This window comes from Myxococcus sp. CA056 (assembly GCF_013336715.1).
Lineage (GTDB): Bacteria > Myxococcota > Myxococcia > Myxococcales > Myxococcaceae > Myxococcus > Myxococcus llanfairpwllgwyngyllgogerychwyrndrobwllllantysiliogogogochensis.
In genome coordinates, this window is the sequence record NZ_JABUMT010000009.1 from 189,046 (window position 1) to 206,474 (window position 17,429).

The 17,429-nt window shown below is 70.7% G+C and carries 6 protein-coding genes; 3 read left to right on the forward strand and 3 right to left on the reverse strand.

The annotated features are described in order from the left end of the window. The first annotated feature begins 49 nt into the window (after positions 1-49). Positions 50-10,516 carry a non-ribosomal peptide synthetase gene (locus HUA76_RS30245; RefSeq protein WP_254614590.1) on the forward strand — a complete coding sequence of 3,489 codons (10,467 nt, stop codon included), beginning with the start codon at positions 50-52 and terminating at the stop codon, positions 10,514-10,516. Here HUA76_RS30245 and HUA76_RS30250 read toward each other — a convergent pair. The 3 genes from HUA76_RS30250 to HUA76_RS30260 are packed head-to-tail and all read right to left on the reverse strand — an operon-like array spanning position 10,482 to position 14,638. After that, positions 10,482-11,285 carry an outer membrane lipoprotein-sorting protein gene (locus tag HUA76_RS30250; RefSeq protein WP_174462789.1) on the reverse strand — a complete coding sequence of 268 codons (804 nt, stop codon included), beginning with the start codon at positions 11,283-11,285 and terminating at the stop codon, positions 10,482-10,484. The two genes, HUA76_RS30245 and HUA76_RS30250, sit on opposite strands and share 35 nt — an antisense overlap. Next, a complete protein-coding gene (locus HUA76_RS30255) occupies positions 11,285-12,589 on the reverse strand; it encodes an ABC transporter permease (RefSeq protein ID WP_174456474.1) in 1,305 nt (434 codons plus the stop codon). Before HUA76_RS30255 ends, HUA76_RS30250 begins: the two co-directional genes overlap by 1 nt. A 3-nt stretch (positions 12,590-12,592) precedes the next feature. Then, positions 12,593-14,638, reverse strand: coding sequence for an FtsX-like permease family protein (locus tag HUA76_RS30260; protein ID WP_174462790.1), 2,046 nt, complete (start codon positions 14,636-14,638; stop codon positions 12,593-12,595). Between the two features lie 189 nt (positions 14,639-14,827). Here HUA76_RS30260 and HUA76_RS30265 point away from each other — a divergent pair, with 189 nt between their 5' ends. Both HUA76_RS30265 and HUA76_RS30270 read left to right on the forward strand, forming a co-directional pair. Then, entirely contained in the window at positions 14,828-16,324 is a 1,497-nt protein-coding gene (locus HUA76_RS30265) for a class I SAM-dependent methyltransferase (RefSeq protein WP_174456476.1), read from the forward strand. Between the two features lie 171 nt (positions 16,325-16,495). Further along, positions 16,496-17,428: a fatty acid desaturase gene (locus tag HUA76_RS30270; RefSeq protein ID WP_371823535.1), complete on the forward strand. Its 933-nt coding sequence runs from the start codon at positions 16,496-16,498 to the stop codon at positions 17,426-17,428. Position 17,429 lies beyond the last annotated feature (1 nt).

Sequence of the window (17,429 nt, forward strand, 5' to 3'; positions counted from 1 at the left end):
CGTCGAGCTTCCTCTCGCTTCCCTCTTCGCCTCTCCCTCCGTCGCGGGACTGGCCGCCGCACTCGCTCAGCACCACGCGCCTGCCCTCCCTCTCCCCAACCCCTCTCCCTCCTCCCTCCCTCCTCGCGCCTCCTTCGCCCAGGAGCGCCTCTGGTTCCTCCACCAGCTCCAGCCGGAGCTTCGCGCCTACAACATCCCCGAGGCCGTGGAGCTGCGCGGTCCGCTCGATGTGCCTGCACTCGATGGCGCGCTGCGGTTGCTCTTGGAGCGCCACCCGGTGCTGCGGACCACGCTCGTCGCGGAGGACGGACGACCGGTTCCTCGACGGGGCTCCATTCCCGTGGAGCTGCTCCAGGTCGAAGACCTTCCGGCGTTGGACGGTGACAGCCCCTTGCTCCACCAGCGGCTGCGCGAAGAAGCGACTCGCGCCATGTCACTGGAGCAGGGACCGCTCTATCGCTTCCGCCTGTTCCGCCTCGCGCCCGAGCATCATGTCCTCCTGCTCGTGCTGCACCACATCGTGGTCGATGGCCTGAGCATCGACATCCTCTTGCACGAGCTGTCCCAGGCCTACGCGGCCCTCGGTCAGCAGCGGATGCCCGCGCTGCCCCAGCTCCCGCTCGACTACGCTGACGTGGCGGCCTGGCAGCACTCAGCCCCTGTCCGGGAGCGCGAAGGCGCCCACCTCGAGTACTGGAAGCACCAGCTCGCCGGTGCTCCCGCTTTCCTATCCCTGCCCACCGACAAGCCCCGGCCCTCTGTCCTCGGAGACACAGGCGCGCTCAGTCGCTTCCACCGACTGTCCCCCGCGCTGGAGCAGGCGCTCACGAAGGTATGCCGCGAGCACCAGGTCACGCCCTTCATGGTCCTCGGCGCGGCGCTCAGCGCGTTGCTGCATCGGCACTCGGGACAGGATGACGTGTCCGTGGGCACGCCGGTCTCCGGCCGTCCCCATCCCGCGCTCGAAGACCTCGTCGGCCTCTTCACCAACACCGTCGTCCTGCGCACGCGGTTCGCTCCGGGGACCACCTTCGCGGAGCTGCTGGCGAGCACGCGGACCACGGCCCTGGAAGCCTTCACGCACCAGGACGCGCCCTTCGAGCGAGTCGTCGAGGCCCTCCAGGTCGAGCGCAGCCTCGCGCACTCCCCGCTGTTCCAGGTGGGCTTCTTCTGGGAGCACGCGGAGAGCACGCTCGCCGACACCTTCCCCGGGCTCCAGGCCCGCCCCATCGTCGTCGACGGACTGAACACCCAGTCCGAGCTGGCCCTCACCGTCACGGAGAGCCCCCAGGGCCACGAGCTGTCCTTCCAGTACAGCACCGACCTCTTCGAGGCGCCCACCATCGAGCGCCTGCTGTCCCACTATGTCCACCTGCTCGAGGACGCACTCGGCGCTCCGAGCCAGCAGGTCGCCCACCTCTCGCTCCTCGATGTCGACGCACGCCGACAGGTGCTCCGCGACTTCAACGACACGCGGAGGGAGTACGATGCGAACGCGACGCTCGTCTCGCTCATCGAAGCCCAGGCGGAGCGCACTCCCGACCTGTGCGCGCTGACCTTCGAGGGACACCACGTCACGTACGGTGAATTGGAGGCACGGGCCAATCAGCTCGCGCGGCACCTCCAGTCACTCGGCGCGGGCCCCGAGGTCCTCGTCGGCGTGTTCCTGGAGCGCTCACTCGAGCTCGTCATCGCCCTGGTGGGCATCCTCAAGTCGGGCGCGGCGTACCTGCCACTGGACCCGGAGCTTCCTCGCGAGCGACTGGCCGGAATGCTCCAGGACGGCGCGGCTCCGGTCGTCATCACTCGTCAGGACCTCGTCAGCCACCTGCCGCAGCACGAAGGACACACGGTCCTCCTCGACGCGGAAACCCCGCGGCTCGCGAGCCTCCCGAACACACGGGTCGCGAGCCGGCCGCACCCGGACTCGCTCGCTTACGTCATCTTCACCTCGGGAAGCACGGGCCGTCCCAAGGGCGCGATGAACGCGCACCGCGCGGTCGTCAATCGCCTGACGTGGATGCACCAGGTCCACGCGCTCGCCCCGGGTGACAGCGTCCTCCAGAAGACGCCGACCAGCTTCGACGTCTCGGTCTGGGAGCTGTTCTGGCCGCTCACCGTGGGCGCGCGGCTGGTGTTGGCGCGGCCGGGTGGACACCGCGAGCCCGCCTATCTCGCGCGGCTGCTGGCCGCCGAGCGCATCACCATCGCGCACTTCGTTCCTTCCATGCTCGGGGCTTTCCTCGAGGAGCCCTGGCAGGAGTCCTTCAAGGACCTGCGCGTGCTGGTGTGCAGCGGCGAGGCCCTCTCCGCGGACCTGGTCCAACGCGCCCACGAGCGGCTTCCCGCGACGGAAGTCCACAACCTCTACGGCCCCACCGAGGCCGCGGTGGACGTGACGCACTGGAGCTGCCGCCGAGGCGACACGCGCACGAGCGTGCCCATCGGTCGCCCGGTGGCGAATACCCACCTCCTCGTCCTCGACTCCTCGGGACGGCCCGTCCCCGTGGGTGTTCAGGGTGAGCTCTTCATCGGCGGCATCCAGGTGGGGCGCGGGTACTGGCGTCGTCCGGAGCTCACCGCCGAGCGCTTCATCCCGGACCCGTTCAGCGACCTGCCCGGCGCCAGCCTCTATCGCACGGGAGACCTGGCCCGCTGGCGCGGCGACGGCACGCTGGAGTACCTGGGCCGCACCGACTTCCAGGTGAAGGTGCGCGGGCAGCGCATCGAGCTGGAGGAGATTGAAGCCACGCTGCGGCGGCTGCCTTCCGTGCGTGACGCCGTTGTCCTGGCACGGGCAACGGCGCACAACGACGCGCGCCTCATCGCCTACGTCGTCGCGCGTGAGGGGCGAGCGGAAGAAGCCGCGACGTCGCGCGCGGCGCTCAAGACCCTGCTCCCCGAGGCCATGGTCCCCTCGGCCTTCGTCGTGCTGGACGCGCTGCCGCTGACGCCGTCAGGGAAGGTGGACCGGAGGGCGCTCACCGCGCTCCCGCTCCCGGAGACCGAGTCCACGAGAGGCGCCAGCGAAGCGCCACCGAAGGGACCGCTGGAGCAGTTGCTCGCGAGCTTCTTCTGCCAGGTGCTCGGCCTGGAGAGCGTCTCTCGCGACGCGGACTTCTTCGCGCTGGGCGGCCATTCGCTGAGCGCCACGCGGTTGGTGTCGCGAATCCGTCAGGCCCTGGGTCAGGAGCTGCCGCTCAAGGCCCTCTTCCTGGCACCCACGGTGGCGGGCGTCGCGCGGGCGCTCTCGGAGCTGGCTCCGGGGCAGGCCCTTCCGCTCCCCGAGCCCCTGCCTCGGAGCGCGGATGCGCCCACCCTGTCGTCGCTCTCGCAGGAGCGCATGTGGTTCCTCCAGCAGATCATGCCCGACTCCGCGTCCCTCGCCATTCCGGAGGCCACCGAGCTGCGTGGGCCGCTGGACGCCGAGGCCCTGGAGTCCGCGCTTGTCTTCATGCTCGAGCGCCACACCGCGCTGCGCTCCACCTTCATCGCCGCGGAGGGTGGGCCGCGGGTGAGCTTCCAGCCCGTACCGCCGCGAGTGCTCGACCGTGAGGACCTGTCGACGGTGGCTGGCGGTGACGAGGCCACGCGGCAGGTCCTCCTGTCCCGATTGAAGGAGGAGTCGGAGCGCCCCTTCCCTCTGGACACGGGGCCGATGTGCCGCTTCCACCTGTTCCACCTCGCGCCGGAGCATCACGTCCTGCTGCTGGTGTTCCACCACATCGTGGTGGACGGCCTGTCCATGGACATCGTGTTGCGCGAGCTGGCGGAGGCCTACGCGGCCTTCGTCGAGAACCGCACGCCGACACTCCGCCCCCTCGCGCTCGACTTCGCGGACGTCGCGGCCTGGCAGCGTTCGCCCGCCCTGGTCGCACGTCAGGACGTCCACCTGGAGTACTGGCGGCGCAAGCTGGAGGGAGCCTCCACCGTCTTGGAGCTGGCCACGGATGTGCCTCGGCACCCCGGGCGCAGTCACGAAGGCGGCTTCACGCGGCACCATCCCCTGCCAGAGCACCTCGCCGAGGCGCTGCGGACGCTGTGCCGCGAGCAGCAGGTCACCCCGTTCATCGCGCTGTACGCGGCCTTCGCCGCCCTGCTCCACCGGTACACCGGCCAGCTGGATTTGTGCGTGGGCACGCCCGTGTCCGGTCGGGTCCATCCGTCGGTGGAGCCCCTGGTCGGCCTGTTCATCAACACCGTGGCGCTGCGCACGGAGATCGCCCCCGAGGCGTCCTTCCTCACGCTGCTGAACCACGCGCGGACCACGGCGTTGGAGGCGTTCGCCCATCAGGAGGTTCCCTTCGAGCGAGTCGTGGATGCCCTCCAGGTGGAGCGCAGCCTCTCTCACGCGCCGCTCGTGCAGGCGATGTTCGAGCTGAACCCCAGTCCCCGTGTTCTCTCGGATGGCTTCCCGGGACTGAAGGCGAACCAGATTCGACTCGGCTCGGCGGCCAGCCTCTATGACGTGATGCTCACCGCCGAGGAGTTCCGCGACCGCTTCGGCCTCTACCTCGAGTATCCCACCGCGCTGTTCGAGGCCGAGAGCGCGGAGCGGATGGTGTCGAACTACGTGAGCCTGCTCGAGGCCGCGCTGCTCGCACCCTCGACTCCCGTGAGCCGACTGTCGCTCTTCACGGAGGAGGAACGCCGGAAGGTGCTCGTCGACTTCAACGACTTCTCCCTCGCCCGGGACGCACACGACAACGTCGTCTCCCGCTTCGCCGCGCAGGTCTCACGCACGCCGGACGCGGAGGCCCTCTGCTACGAGGGCCAGACGCTCTCGTACCGGGAGCTGCATGCCCGCTCCACCCAGCTCGCCCGCTTCCTGAGGGAGCTCGGCGTGGGGCCCGAGGAGCGCGTCGCCCTCTGCCTGGAGCGCGGCCCCGAGCTCATCGTGTCCATTTTCGCCGTGCTGAAGGCCGGCGGAGCCTACGTGCCGCTGGACCCCGTGCATCCGCCAGAGCGGCTCACCCAGCTCCTCGTCGACTCGGGCGCGCGGGTCCTGGTGACGCGCGAGTCCCTGGGGCACGTCTTCTCCACCGTCCCCATCATGGCCGCGTACGTCGACACCGACGCGGCGGAGATCTCCCGCAAGCCGGTGGAGGACCTGCCACCGCTCGCGGCGGGGGACCAGCTCGCGTACGTCATCTTCACCTCGGGCTCGACAGGTCGCCCCAAGGGCGCGCTTCTGACACATCAGGGCCTGTGCAACACCGCCCTCGCGTTGCTCGACGCGCAAGGGCTCCGGCCCGGCCGGAGGGTCCTCCAGTTCGCCTCCGTGACCTTCGATGGCTCGGTCTGCGAGATCTTCTCCACGCTGCTCTCCGGCGCCACGTTGGTGCTGGCCCCCCGAGAGCGGCTGATGCCCGACCTGCCGCTGCGCACACTGATGCGAGAGCAGCGCATCACCGACTGCGCGCTCACGCCGACGGTCCTCGCCCAGCTCGAAGTCGAGGGACTGGAGCACCTCCAGCTCATCATCTCCTGCGGCGAGCCCCTATCAGTCGAGGTGGCCCAGCGCTGGGCCCCGGGCCGCGCGCTGCTCAACTCCTACGGCCCCACGGAAGTCACCGTGGCCGCCACCATCACGACCTTCCCCGGCCTCGGACAGCCGTCCGGCGCGGCGGCGGACATCACCCGCGTCACCGTGGGCAAGCCCCTGACCAACAACCGCCTCTATGTGCTCGACGCGCGCCTGGAGCCGAGTCCGATTGGCGTGCCGGGTGAGCTGTACGTCGGCAGCATCGGACTGGCGCGTGGCTACCTGGAGCGCCCGGACCTGACAGCCGAGCGCTTCATCCCGAATCCCTTCGCCACCACGCCCGGCGAGCGGCTCTACCGCACGGGAGACCGGGTGCGCTGGCTCGGGGACGGCCAGGTCGAATACCTGGGCCGACTGGACACCCAGCTCAAGATACGTGGCATGCGCGTGGAGCCCGGCGAAATCGAGGCCGTGCTCGCGCGCCACTCGGACGTGCGCGAGGTCGCCGTGGTGCCTCGCGACGACGCGGGCGGCGGCACGCGACTGGTGGCGTTCCTCGTATCCGCCAGCTCCGGCACCCTCGCCCTCGACGAGCTTCGCGCATGGCTGCGTCAGCGCCTGCCCGAGCACATGGTGCCCTCGGCCTTCATTCCCATTGACGCACTGCCCCTCACGACGTCGCGCAAGGTGGACCGCAAGGCGCTGTCACAGCGGGAGCTGCCTCGACAAGAGCTGTCCGCCCTGGGCGACGATGCGCCACGCGGCGCCACGGAGCTACAGGTGGCGAGCATGTTCCAGGACGCGCTGGGACTGGAGCAGCTCTCCCGACAGGGGAACTTCTTCGAGCACGGCGGACACTCGCTCTCGGCGACCCGACTCGTGGCGCGGCTGCGTCAGGCCTTCGGAGTCGAGCTGCCCCTGTCGGTGTTCTTCGCGAACCCCACCATCGCCTCGGTGGCGGCGTTCATCGACGCTGCGCCTCGCGCGATGCAGCAGGGCCCCACCGTCGTCATCCGGCCGGAGGTGCTGCCCCCGTCGCTCGTCCAGGAGCGGCTCTGGTACGCGCTCCAGCTTCCGCAGGCGCCTCCGTATGTCCTCACGCTCGGCCTGCTGCTGGAGGGCGCGCTGGACGCGGACCGGTTCGAGGAGTCCCTCGCGGCCGTGGTGGAGCGCAACGAGACACTGCGCTCCACGTTCTTCCAGCACGGCGATGCGCTGCGCGTCCGCGTCCTGCCTTCGCGCGCCACGGTCCTCACGCGCGTGGACCTCTCGCACCTGTCCGCCGCGCACGCCCTGGAAACCGCACGCGAGGCCGTGGTGCGACTGGACCGCGAGCACTTCGACCTGGAGCACGGCCCGCTGTATCGCTTCGAGCTGCTGAAGCTGGACGCGACGGGCACGCGCCACGCCGTGGTGATTGCCTTCAGCCACACCGTGAATGACGGCGTGGGCCTGGGCACCTTCGCTGAGGAGCTTGCGACCGCCTGGAACGCCGCGGTCCACGGGCGCACCGTGACGCTGGCTCCGCTGGCGCTCCAGTACACCGACTACGCCGTCTGGCAGCGGCAGCCCGAGCAGCTGCGGCGACTCGAAGAAGGACTCGCGTCGTGGAAGCAGGCCCTGGCGAATGCGCCGCCGCTGTTGGACCTTCCGCTGGACTTCCCGCGCCGCGCGCCCGCGCTCAACGACAACATGCGCGCCGTGGCGGTGTCCCTGTCGGTGGAGCACTCGGACACCATCCGCGCGCTCGCCCGGAGCGAAGGCGTCTCCTCCTTCAGCGTCCTGCTCGCGCTGACGCAGGCGTGGCTGCACCGGCTCAGCGGACAGGCCCACGTCGTCGTCGCCACGCCCTTCTCCGGCCGGGCCACGCCCCAGGTGGAGAGGCTGCTGGGCTACTTCGCCAACGTGCTTCCGCTCTGCACGGACGTGTCGGGCGCGCCGTCGCTGCGGGCACTGCTCGGCCGCGTGCGCGACGTCGTGGCCCACGCCACCACGCACCAGGAAGTGCCCTTCAAGCGCATCGCGGACACGGTGCAGCCGGATGGAGACCGGGCCGCGCCCCGACTCGCGCAGGCGCTGCTCCAGGCGGAGCGTCCCGGACTGCCCGAGCTGGAGGGACTGTCCGTGGCGGAGCTGGACGTCGACGGCGTCATCCCCGCGTATGACGTGGTGGTGAGCGTCACCCTGGGCGATTCGGGCGCGCTGGCGGGCTTCGTCGCCCTGGACGGTGCCCTCTTCACGCCGGAGACAGGGGAGCGCTTCGCGCGCGCCTTCGAGCAGCTCGCCGCCTCCGCCCTGAGCGAGCCGGATGTGTCGCTGCCCCGGCTGTCGATGCTGTCACCGGCCCAGCGCGCCGATGTGCTCGCCGCGCTGGCGGGCCCCTCGCAGGACATCGCGCCGGGCACCTGCATCCACACCCTCTTCGAGGCCCAGGTGCGCCGCACGCCGCACGCACCCGCCGTCGCGCACGGTGACGTTACGTGGAGTTATGCCCAGCTCAACGCTCGCGCCAACCTGCTGGCCTCTCGCCTGCTCGCGCGGGGACTGGTACCCGAGGAGCGCGTGGGCGTGGTGATGGAGCCCTCCACGCAGGCCATGGCGGTGCTGCTCGGCATCCTCAAGGCGGGCGGAGCCTACGTGCCGCTGGACGCGGACTGGCCGGAGCCTCGCAAGCGCGACGTGCTGGAACGCGCCGAGGTGCGCCGGCTGTGGGTGGATGAAAACGTGCTGGAGGCCCACGTGCCGCTCGTCGCGGATGTGGAGGTGGCGCCCCAGCCCGCGGCCGTGACGGATGACCTGGAGCCCGGGCCGCGTCGCGTCCTCGACTCGCAGACGGCGTACATCGTCTTCACCTCCGGCTCCACGGGCGAGCCCAAGGGCGTCATGGTGGAGCACCGCTCCGTGGTGAACCACAACGTCGCCATCGCCAAACGCTTCCGGCTGGTGGAGGGCGACCGGATGCTCCAGTTCGCGCCGCTCACCTTCGACGCCGCCGCCGAGGACCTGTACCCGCCCCTGGCCGTGGGTGGCACGGTGGTGATGCGCAGCGGGCTCGTCCCCGCGCACACGATGACGCCGTATCTGGAGGAGACGGGCATCACCATCATCAGCCTGCCGCCCACGTACATCGAGGAGTGGATTCGGCAGATGGAGGCGCTCGGCCAGCGCGTGCCCGCGCGATTGAAGCTGCTCGCTCCGGGTGGTGACGTCCTCAAGAAGGAGACCTTCGAAGCCTGGGTGCGCGTGGGCGGTGGACACGCGCCGTGGGTGAACGTCTACGGCCCCACCGAGTGCACGATTACCTCCGCCACCTGCGACATCCCCGGTGAGGAGGGCCTGGGCACGGCGGCCACGTTCCCCATTGGCCGGCCCATGCCGCGCGTGTGCTTCTACCTGCTGGACGAGCACCTGGAGCCGGTGCCTCCGGGCCTGCCCGGCCGCGTGTACATCGGCGGAGCGGCGCTGTCGCGCGGCTACCTGCTCGCGCCGCACCTCACCTCCGAGCGCTTCCTGCCGGACCCGTTCTCGTCCACGCCCGGCGCGCGCATGTACCACACGGGAGATTTGGCCCGGCTGCTGCCGGATGGACGCCTGCGCTTCCTCGGCCGCGCCGACCACCAGGTGAAGATTCGCGGCTTCCGCATCGAGCTGTCGGAGATTGAGAACTGCCTGCGACGCCAGCCCCAGGTGCAGGAGGCCGTCGTCGTCGCGCGCGTGTCCTCCGCGGGCACGACATCGCTGTGCGCCTACGTCCAGGCGCCCGGCGTCACGCGCTCCGACGTGTTCCGGCAGCACGTCGCCTCCCAGCTCCCCGGCTACATGGTGCCCGCCACCTTCGTGGTGATGGACGCGCTGCCCATCAACGCCAACGGCAAGGTGGACCGCAAGGCGCTGCCGGACCCTGACGTGCTGGTGGCTCCCGAGTCGTCCGAGCCCGCCTCAGAATCGAAGCTGGAGACGCCCTTCCGCACCACGCTGGAGATGGTGCTCCAACGACTGTGGAAGGAGGCGCTGGGGCGCGCCGACGTGCAGGCCAGCGACGACTTCTTCGCGCTGGGCGGAGACTCCATCCTGGCCATGCGCCTGTTGGCACGACTGGAGGAGGAGCTGGGCCTGCCGCTGCCGCTGGCCACCCTCTTCCAGAGCCCCACCCTGGGCGAGTCCGCCGAGGCCATCCTCGCGCTCATGCGTGAAGGCCCCCGACGCACCAGCGCGGTGCGGCTGGCGAGTCCCCAAGTGCCGGAGGGCACGCCGCTCCTGTTCCTCTTCCACGCGGGCGACGGCGAGGTGCACCACTATCGGGACCTGGTGCCTCGGCTGGAGCCACACTTCCGCTGCTACGGCATCCAGGCCCCGGAGACGCTGGCGTCAGGCCACGGCCACGCGACGATGGAAGCACGCGTGGAGGCCTATACCCGAGACATCCGCGCCCTCCAGCCTCAGGGCCCCTACCGTCTGGTGGGCTTCTCCTACGGCGGCTATCCCGCCCTCGGTGTCGCCGCCGCGCTGGAGGCCCAGGGCGAGACGGTGGAGCTGCTTGGCATGGTGGACACCGCCACGTCCGAGGCCATCCAGGCCGTGACTCCGTCCTCCAGCGAGGACCCGGTGCTCGTGCTGGCCAGCGAGTTCGGCGTGAGGGATGAGGCGCTGGAAGAGGAGCTGTCCACGATGCCCCGGCCCCAGCAGTGGGAGCACGTGGCCTTGCGCGCCCGCGAGCGCGGCACGGCGGCGCCGCACTTCCGGGGCAGCGACTTCGCTCGCATCTGGCGCGTGCTGGGCGAGGTGCTGACGCCTCAGGCCCGCGCGTGGAGCATCCCGCTGACTCGGGTGCGGCCGCGCCTGCTCACCAGCCGGGCCGTGCGTCAGCAGGTGGGTGACGCGTTCCTGGGTTGGACGCGCCACCTTCCCGCCGAGCACCTGGACGTCGTGGAGCTGGAGGGCGAACACGCCACGGTGCTTCACCCGCCAGAAGTGGACCTCCTGGCGGAACAGCTCCTCAGCGGAAGCGGCCTTCCAACCAGGTCTTCGTGAAGATGTTGGGGCTGAGTGGCGCCAGCTCCACTTCGTCGTAGCGCACGGTGAGCTGGGTGCCCTCGGCCTCTTCCACCTCGAGCACCTCGCGCATCAGGAACACCGGCCGGTTGTCCGCGGCCGGGTCCTTGATTTTCTGGTAGCCGCGAATGATGTCGGTGCGCAGGGTGCGGCCCGAGGGCGCGTAGCCCACGCGCTTGACGATGTTGAAGTCGGGGTCCACCCAGATGCGCAGCTGCGGGAAGGACGCCTCCATGCCCGGCCGCACCTTGAGGAACAGCTTGCGGAACTTCGTGCCCGCCGCCTCCTCCTCGCCCTCGTCCTGCACCTCGTAGGTCTCCAGCAGGTGCGAGCGGTCGAAGTCCTCTTCACAGGAGATGGTGTTGACGATGTTGCCGCGCGACGTGGTGCGCTGCCAGTGGCCCACGGACGGGTCGTACTCCCACAGGTTGCGGCCGATGCGCAGGTAGCCGCCACCCGCCATGTTGCGCGGCTTGGTGATGTAGATGAGCAGGTCCCGCGAGGAGTCGCGGCGGAACACCAGCATCTCCAGGAGCGCCTCCGAGCCGTCCTTGCGCTTCTCGCGCAGGCGCACCGTGCTCTTGAAGTCGCTCTTGAGCGCCATGCGCTCGTCCACGCGACGAATCACGTCCTCCGCGGACAGGGCGGCCTTCGTCTCCGGCGGTTTCGGAGCCTTCTCCTCGGCCCCGGCCAGGGGGGCGAGCACGACGGCGAGCAGGACGGCGAGACGGCGGACGGACGTCGGCATCACAGGGCCTCCATGGCGGACCGCGGGGTCAGCGAAGCGGCACGCGCCGCGGGAACGATGGTGGCAAGCCCCGCGCCGATGGTGACGAGCACCACCGACAGCAGGCCCAGGCCCAGGCTGGGCGCCAGGGGCAGCGTGCCACTGAAGAACAGGTTGGAAATCTCACCCTGCAACGGCACCGCGCCGCGCAGCGCCACGCACAGGCCCGAGGCCAGCACGGCGCCCAGCGTCGAGCCCACCAGCCCCAAGAGCAGCCCCTCCATGAGGAACAGGGCCACCAGGCTCCGGCGATGCATACCCATGGCGCGCAGCGTGCCAATCTCCCGCGTGCGCTCCCGCACCGCGACGCTGAGCGCGACGAACAGGCCAATCACCACCAGCACCAGCACCACCGCGCTCACCAGCACCGCCAGCGCGGCCAGGCCCAGCGTGACGAAGGACAGGAAGGAGGACTCGTCCTCCCACGTGCTGACGTCCAGCCGCTGTCCGCGCCAGCCCTCGCGCAAGAGGGGCATCTGCTTCTCCGCGTAGGACTCGTTCGTGGCGGGGAGCACGTCGAAGCCCGCGCCGCGCAGCGACTCGCGCAGCGTGTCCCCCAGCGCGTCCACGTCCACCGGCGTGTCACCGCACACCAACTGCAACACACCCGCAGAGCCCGGCTTGTAGCCGTCCAGTTCGCGCAGCGTGTCGTTGGAGACGAGCAGGCCCGCGGACTCGCCCAAGAGGCCCGCCTTCTCGGTGATGGCCACCACCTCCACGTCCAGCGCGTTGCGGCGACCGCCGCCCACCGGCTGCGCGAAGAGGGTGGCGATGTCGCCTGGCTTGACCTGGAGGCGCTCGGCCAGCGTGGTGGAGATGGCCAGGGTGCGCGGCCGGGCCAGCGACTCCAGGCTGCCGGACGCCACCCGGAAGCGCTCCAGCGCCCCGCGCTCTCCCACGACGTCCATGCCCACCAGGAAGGAGCCCGTGCGGCGACGGCCCGCGCCCGCCAGCGCGAAGCTGCGGCCACGCTCGCGCACCGAGCAGCCCTCCGGGACGCTCTTCGCCAGTACGCCTCGCACCTTCGCCGCGTCGCCCACCACCGGGGCGATGGAGTCCGGGTGCACCTTGAAGAAGCCGCCGACATTCAGGTCGCCACTGATGAACGTGGTGATGGCCTCGCGCTGGGCCGCGGCCACTCCCGCTGACAGCGACGACACGGAGACGATGACGCCGCTGGCCGCGGCGGCGATGCCCAGCAGCAAGAGCGCCCGCTCCCGGTGGGCGAAGAGGTTGCGCAGGGCGAGTTGGATGAGGGAGAGCATGGGTCAGTCCTCCCTCTTGCGCATCGCCACGGCGGGAGGCACCGAGCTGCCGCGCCACGCGGGCACCAGGGACGCCACCACCACCACGCCCACCACGCCCAGCCACACCGCCGCGCCCTGCCCCAGGGACAGCCGGGGCATCAGCACCGGGCCGCCCATGAAGAACTGGAGGGACTCGTCCGTGACGCCGATGCCGTCTCCCATCGTCCCGAACAGCAGCGCCGCGGCGATGGCCAGGCCCACGCCCGCGCCCAGCCCGCCCAACAGCAACCCCTCGGTCAACAGCGAGCCGAAGACGTCGCTCCGCTGCATTCCCACCGCGCGCATCGTCCCCACCTCACCCACGCGCTCCTGCGCGAGGAGCAGCAGCGTGCCGGCGGAGACCAGCACGACGAACAGACACAACATGACGGAGAAGCCGAGCAGCACCACCCGCGTCAGGCCCACCACCTCGCTGACGAAGCCGCCCGCCGCCTCCCAGTCCACCGTCGTCAGCGGCACCGACGCGCTCGTCGCCCGCTGGACGACGTCCAGGGCCACCGCCTCCGGGTTCGCCTCCGGCGTCACCACCACGGCGGCCTGGAGCACGCTGCCTCCGCGCAGCTCCGTCGCGGAGAACGTCTCCGGCCAGGCGCGGGCACGCGGGAAGTCGGGCACCTCCGACGAGGGCTTCTCCGGCGTTTCGACCTCCACCACGGTGGCCGGCTTGAGCAGCTCCACCTCCGACTCCGGCAGGAAGTCCAGGCCGAGCGACTGGGCGTCGCGCTTCGCCTCCTCTATCAGCTCCGGCGACAGGCGGCCCGACAGGTAGCGCGCGCTCACCAGGTCCATGAGGCTGAGCGTGTTGACGCGGCTGGAGTCTCCGCCGAGCCCCCGGAAGCGGTACGTGCCCCAAATCTTGAGCGGCACACCATTAACGAGTGAGTCCAGGCCCTTGAGCACCACGGTGTCCCCGGGCTTCACGCGGTACAGCGGCAACAGCGGCGCCAGCTCCGCGTAGAAGAGCTGGTGACGCGTGGCGAAGTTGGCGTCATCCAACTTCAGGAACTCGCGCCACAGGGCCTCCGCCTCTCCGGGGTGTCCCAGCACGCGGGTGAGCACCGCGCGCGCGGCGTCCGAGCGCTCCGCGTCCACGCGCGCCAGCAGGTCCGGCAGCTCCGCCGACGCGCGGTCCACCAGCGTGCGCAGCCGCTCGTCCTCCGCGAGCAACGCGCCCCGGTCCAGCTCCCGCTTCAGCTCGTCCAGCCGCGCGGCGACCGGCAGCTTGAAGCGCTGCTCGTACAGGCCGTGCCCCAGGAGCAGGCCCCGGTGTCCCGGAGGTGGCAGCGTGCCCGTCACCAGTTCGAAGCGGGGGAAGGCGCGGACGAACTGATTCAAGTCGCTGCCCAGGTACTCGAGGTCGATGGATTCGCCCTCGCCCACCTGCCGGGCGACGTGGTTCTCCAGGTATTCGAGCGCGGCGAGCGGCTGGGCGCCGAAGCGCGCCCAGAAGGCGGGCGTCGTCGCCTCCTCCAGCGCCGCGCGGTCCATGCGCGCCTCGTCGGCGGTGAGGAAGGCCTCCGCCTGCCGGTCCGCGTCACGCGCCACTTCCAGCAGCGTGCGTTGCAGGTCCGCCGCCAGCCTCGCCAGCCGGGCGTCGCGCTCCGGCGAGGGGGGCTGACGCGCCACGGCACGCGCGGTGGAGAGCTTGTCGTCCAGGTAGTTGCCCCGGAACGTGGCGCCCATGCCCACTTCCAGCGGCACGACGTCACTCACCCCGGGCGTCTCGCGCACGCGGGCCTCGGTGGCGGGATAGTCCGGCAGGGGCACCAGCACGGGTGCGCCCGTGGGCCCCGTCACCACCACGGCGGACTCGGTGGACTGGGAGTTGTAGACGAGGAAGTGGCCCGCTCCACTCTCGATGACGCTGCGCTGGGTGCCCTCGGAGATGCCCGCCACCATCGCGAACCCCAGGGTGAGCAGCAGCGCGGAGCCGAGCGCCAGCAGGGCCACCACCCAGCTCCGAGGTCGGGCCACGACGCTCTGGAGCGCGAACGACAGCAACGTCACTGGAGACTCCTCGCGATGCGGACCCTGCACACTCGCCCCGGCGGGGCGGGCGGCGTCCTCGACCGGACGTGGAGGCCGGACGATAGAGAACCCCTTGGAGCGATACAAGCCACACGCCCTGGATGGTTGCGCGACGCGAGAAGGACAGACCAAGCTGCACGCCGCCTCCTCCCTCTCCCGAGACAGCGCATGACGGCCTCCCCCAGCCCCTCCCTCGCGCAGTCACTCCACTTCTGGGCGCGCAACGCCGCCAACGAGTCAGCGCTCCTGAGAGCCTCCCTGCGCCTGGGCCTCTTCGACGCACTTCCGGTGCAGGGCAGCTCCACTCCGTGTTCCCTCGAAGCACTCGCCACCGCCACGGAGACCTCCGCCCGAGGACTGCGGGCCCTGCTCGAGCTGCTGGTGTGTCTGGGTTACGTCTCCCAACGGGATGACGATGACGCGCGGCGCTTCGCCCTGACGCAAGGCGCGGCGGCATTCCTGCGCGACAGCGCCTTCCTCCAGCGGCTCGAGGCCGAGCAGGACTGGGGGGGCCCGGTGGCCCTGCTCGACGAGGCGGTGAAACACGGCGAGCCCGTGCAGCACGCGGGAAAGCGCTGGGACGTGCTCGGACACTTGCGCGCGCTGTTCCTGGAGGCCGCGGCGCCCGCTTCCAGCACGGAAGCGGAGGACTTCTTCGACCGCTTCGCCCGGAGCGGCGCGCGCACGCAAGTGCTCATCACCTCCGGGCGGCTGGGCCTGCTGGAGCTGCTCGCGTCGGCGCCGCGCACGTTGCCGGAGCTGGGCGCGGCCACGTACCTGAGTACGGGCGGGCTGCGCGTCGTGGTGGAGGTGCTGGAGAAGCTGGGCCTCGCGACGCGGGAGGGCGAGGCCTTCGGGTTGAGCGCGGAGGCGCGGAGGCTGCTGGACGGCAAGGCGCTGGCGTACATGGTGCGCTCGCTGAGCGTGTCCGCGCAGTACACGGAGGCGCTGGAGCGCCTGGACGAGACGGTGCGCGAGGAGCGCTTCATCCTGGACCTGAAGGACCCGGAGGTGAGCCGACGCTTCTACGCGGACAACTCCAACCAGATTACGGCGGTCTTCGCGTCGCACTTCCAGCTCAGTCGCAAGGCGGCCACCACGCTCTCGAAAGCGCACCCGCTGGAGGGCGCGTCAGTCTTGGACATCGGCACGGGCTCCGGCGTGTGGGGCGCGGCCTTCGCACGCGCGACGCCGACGACCCACGTCACCTACTTCGACCAGGCGGTGGTGCTCGAGCAGGTGCGCGCAAACCTGGAGCGGCTCCAGGTGGCGGACCGGGCGCGCTTCTGGCCCGGGGACTTGTTCACCCACGACTTCGGGGAGGCCGCCTTCGACGTCATCATCCTGCCCCAGGTGCTCAACGTCCTGAGGCCGGAGAGCCTGCCCGGCCTGTTCGCGCGCGTGGCCCGGGCCCTCAAGCCCGACGGCGTGCTGCTCATCGCCGAGTACGTGCTCAACGAGCGCCGTGACGGCCCCCTGGACCACCTGTACTTCGGCCTGCGTCGGTTCATGACCAACGAGGGCGACCTGCTGTCCGCCTCCGAGTACGCGCGGCTGCTGGAGGCGGTGGGCCTGTCCTCTTCCGTCTGCATCCCCCTGCCCACGCAGGAGATGATTTTCGCCGCGCGCCCCGGGGTGAACCTGCCCACGCGGCTGGCGGACTGAGCACGCACCGCGTCACGGGCCTTCCACCCAGGGCCTGTCCCCGTGGGAATCCGGGCCGCTCGCTTGCTCGTCGCGCGGCACCCCGACTAGCGTCGCTCCTCCCTCGCGTTCGAGTCAGACCCCTGAAAGGTCCCGATGCGCGCCGTGCCGAAGGTGGACAGTCCAGGCTCCGTGGCCTTGCCCGAAATGGGCGAGCGCGGTGCGTCCATCGCCACGAAGCTGCGCGGTCGGTTCGCCCGGCGGGTCGCCTCGCTGGGCTACCACTCGCACTCGTTGCCGGCGGGCGTGGGACATCTCCTCTTGCACGTGGGCCTGGCGGTGGTGGCGGCCCTGGGCACGGCGCGGTTGATGGCGGACCACCCCTTGGCGGGCTGGGTGCTCTACCCGCTGGTGGCCTTCTTCATCGGCACGCGCTTCCGAGCGCTGGGCAACATGCTGCATGAGGCCTGTCACGGCATGTTCGTGCGCGGCAAGCGCCGCAACCGCGTCTTCGGCCACCTGCTGGCCGTCATCGACCTGACAGCGCTGGAGCCGTACACGCGCGAGCACTTCACGCACCACCTGCACCTGGGTGACGCACAGAAGGATTTGGACTTCGCTTCCCGGCGCCGCTTCGGCTTCGCGGAGGCGGACCGGCCGTTCGTGAAGGACCATCTGCTGCGGCCCCTGTCGCTGATGCACCTGCCCGCCTTCCTGCGGCCCGTGTTCTTCCACCGCACGGACCCGTGGGCGGTGACACTCACCCGGTGGGCCTTCCTCGCGGGGCTGGTGGCGCTGGCGCAGTGGGGCATCGGCTGGAAGGCGTTCGCCCTCTTCTACGCGCTGCCGTACCTGGTGCCGTATCAGGTCATCCGCTACTGGTCGGACGCGGTGGACCACGCGGGCGTCATCGGCTCGCCGGACGAGTTCCACCGCTCCCGCAACCACGTCTTCGCGTGGGGCTGGCTCAACCGGGTGCTGTTCCCCCGGCATGACCAGTACCACCTGACGCACCATCTGTTCCCCGCCGTGCCCACCGCGTTCCAGGGCCGCGTGCACCAGATGCTGATGGAGGACGCGGACTACTCCGCCCGCGACCACTCCTTCGCCGCGCTGCTGCGGTAGC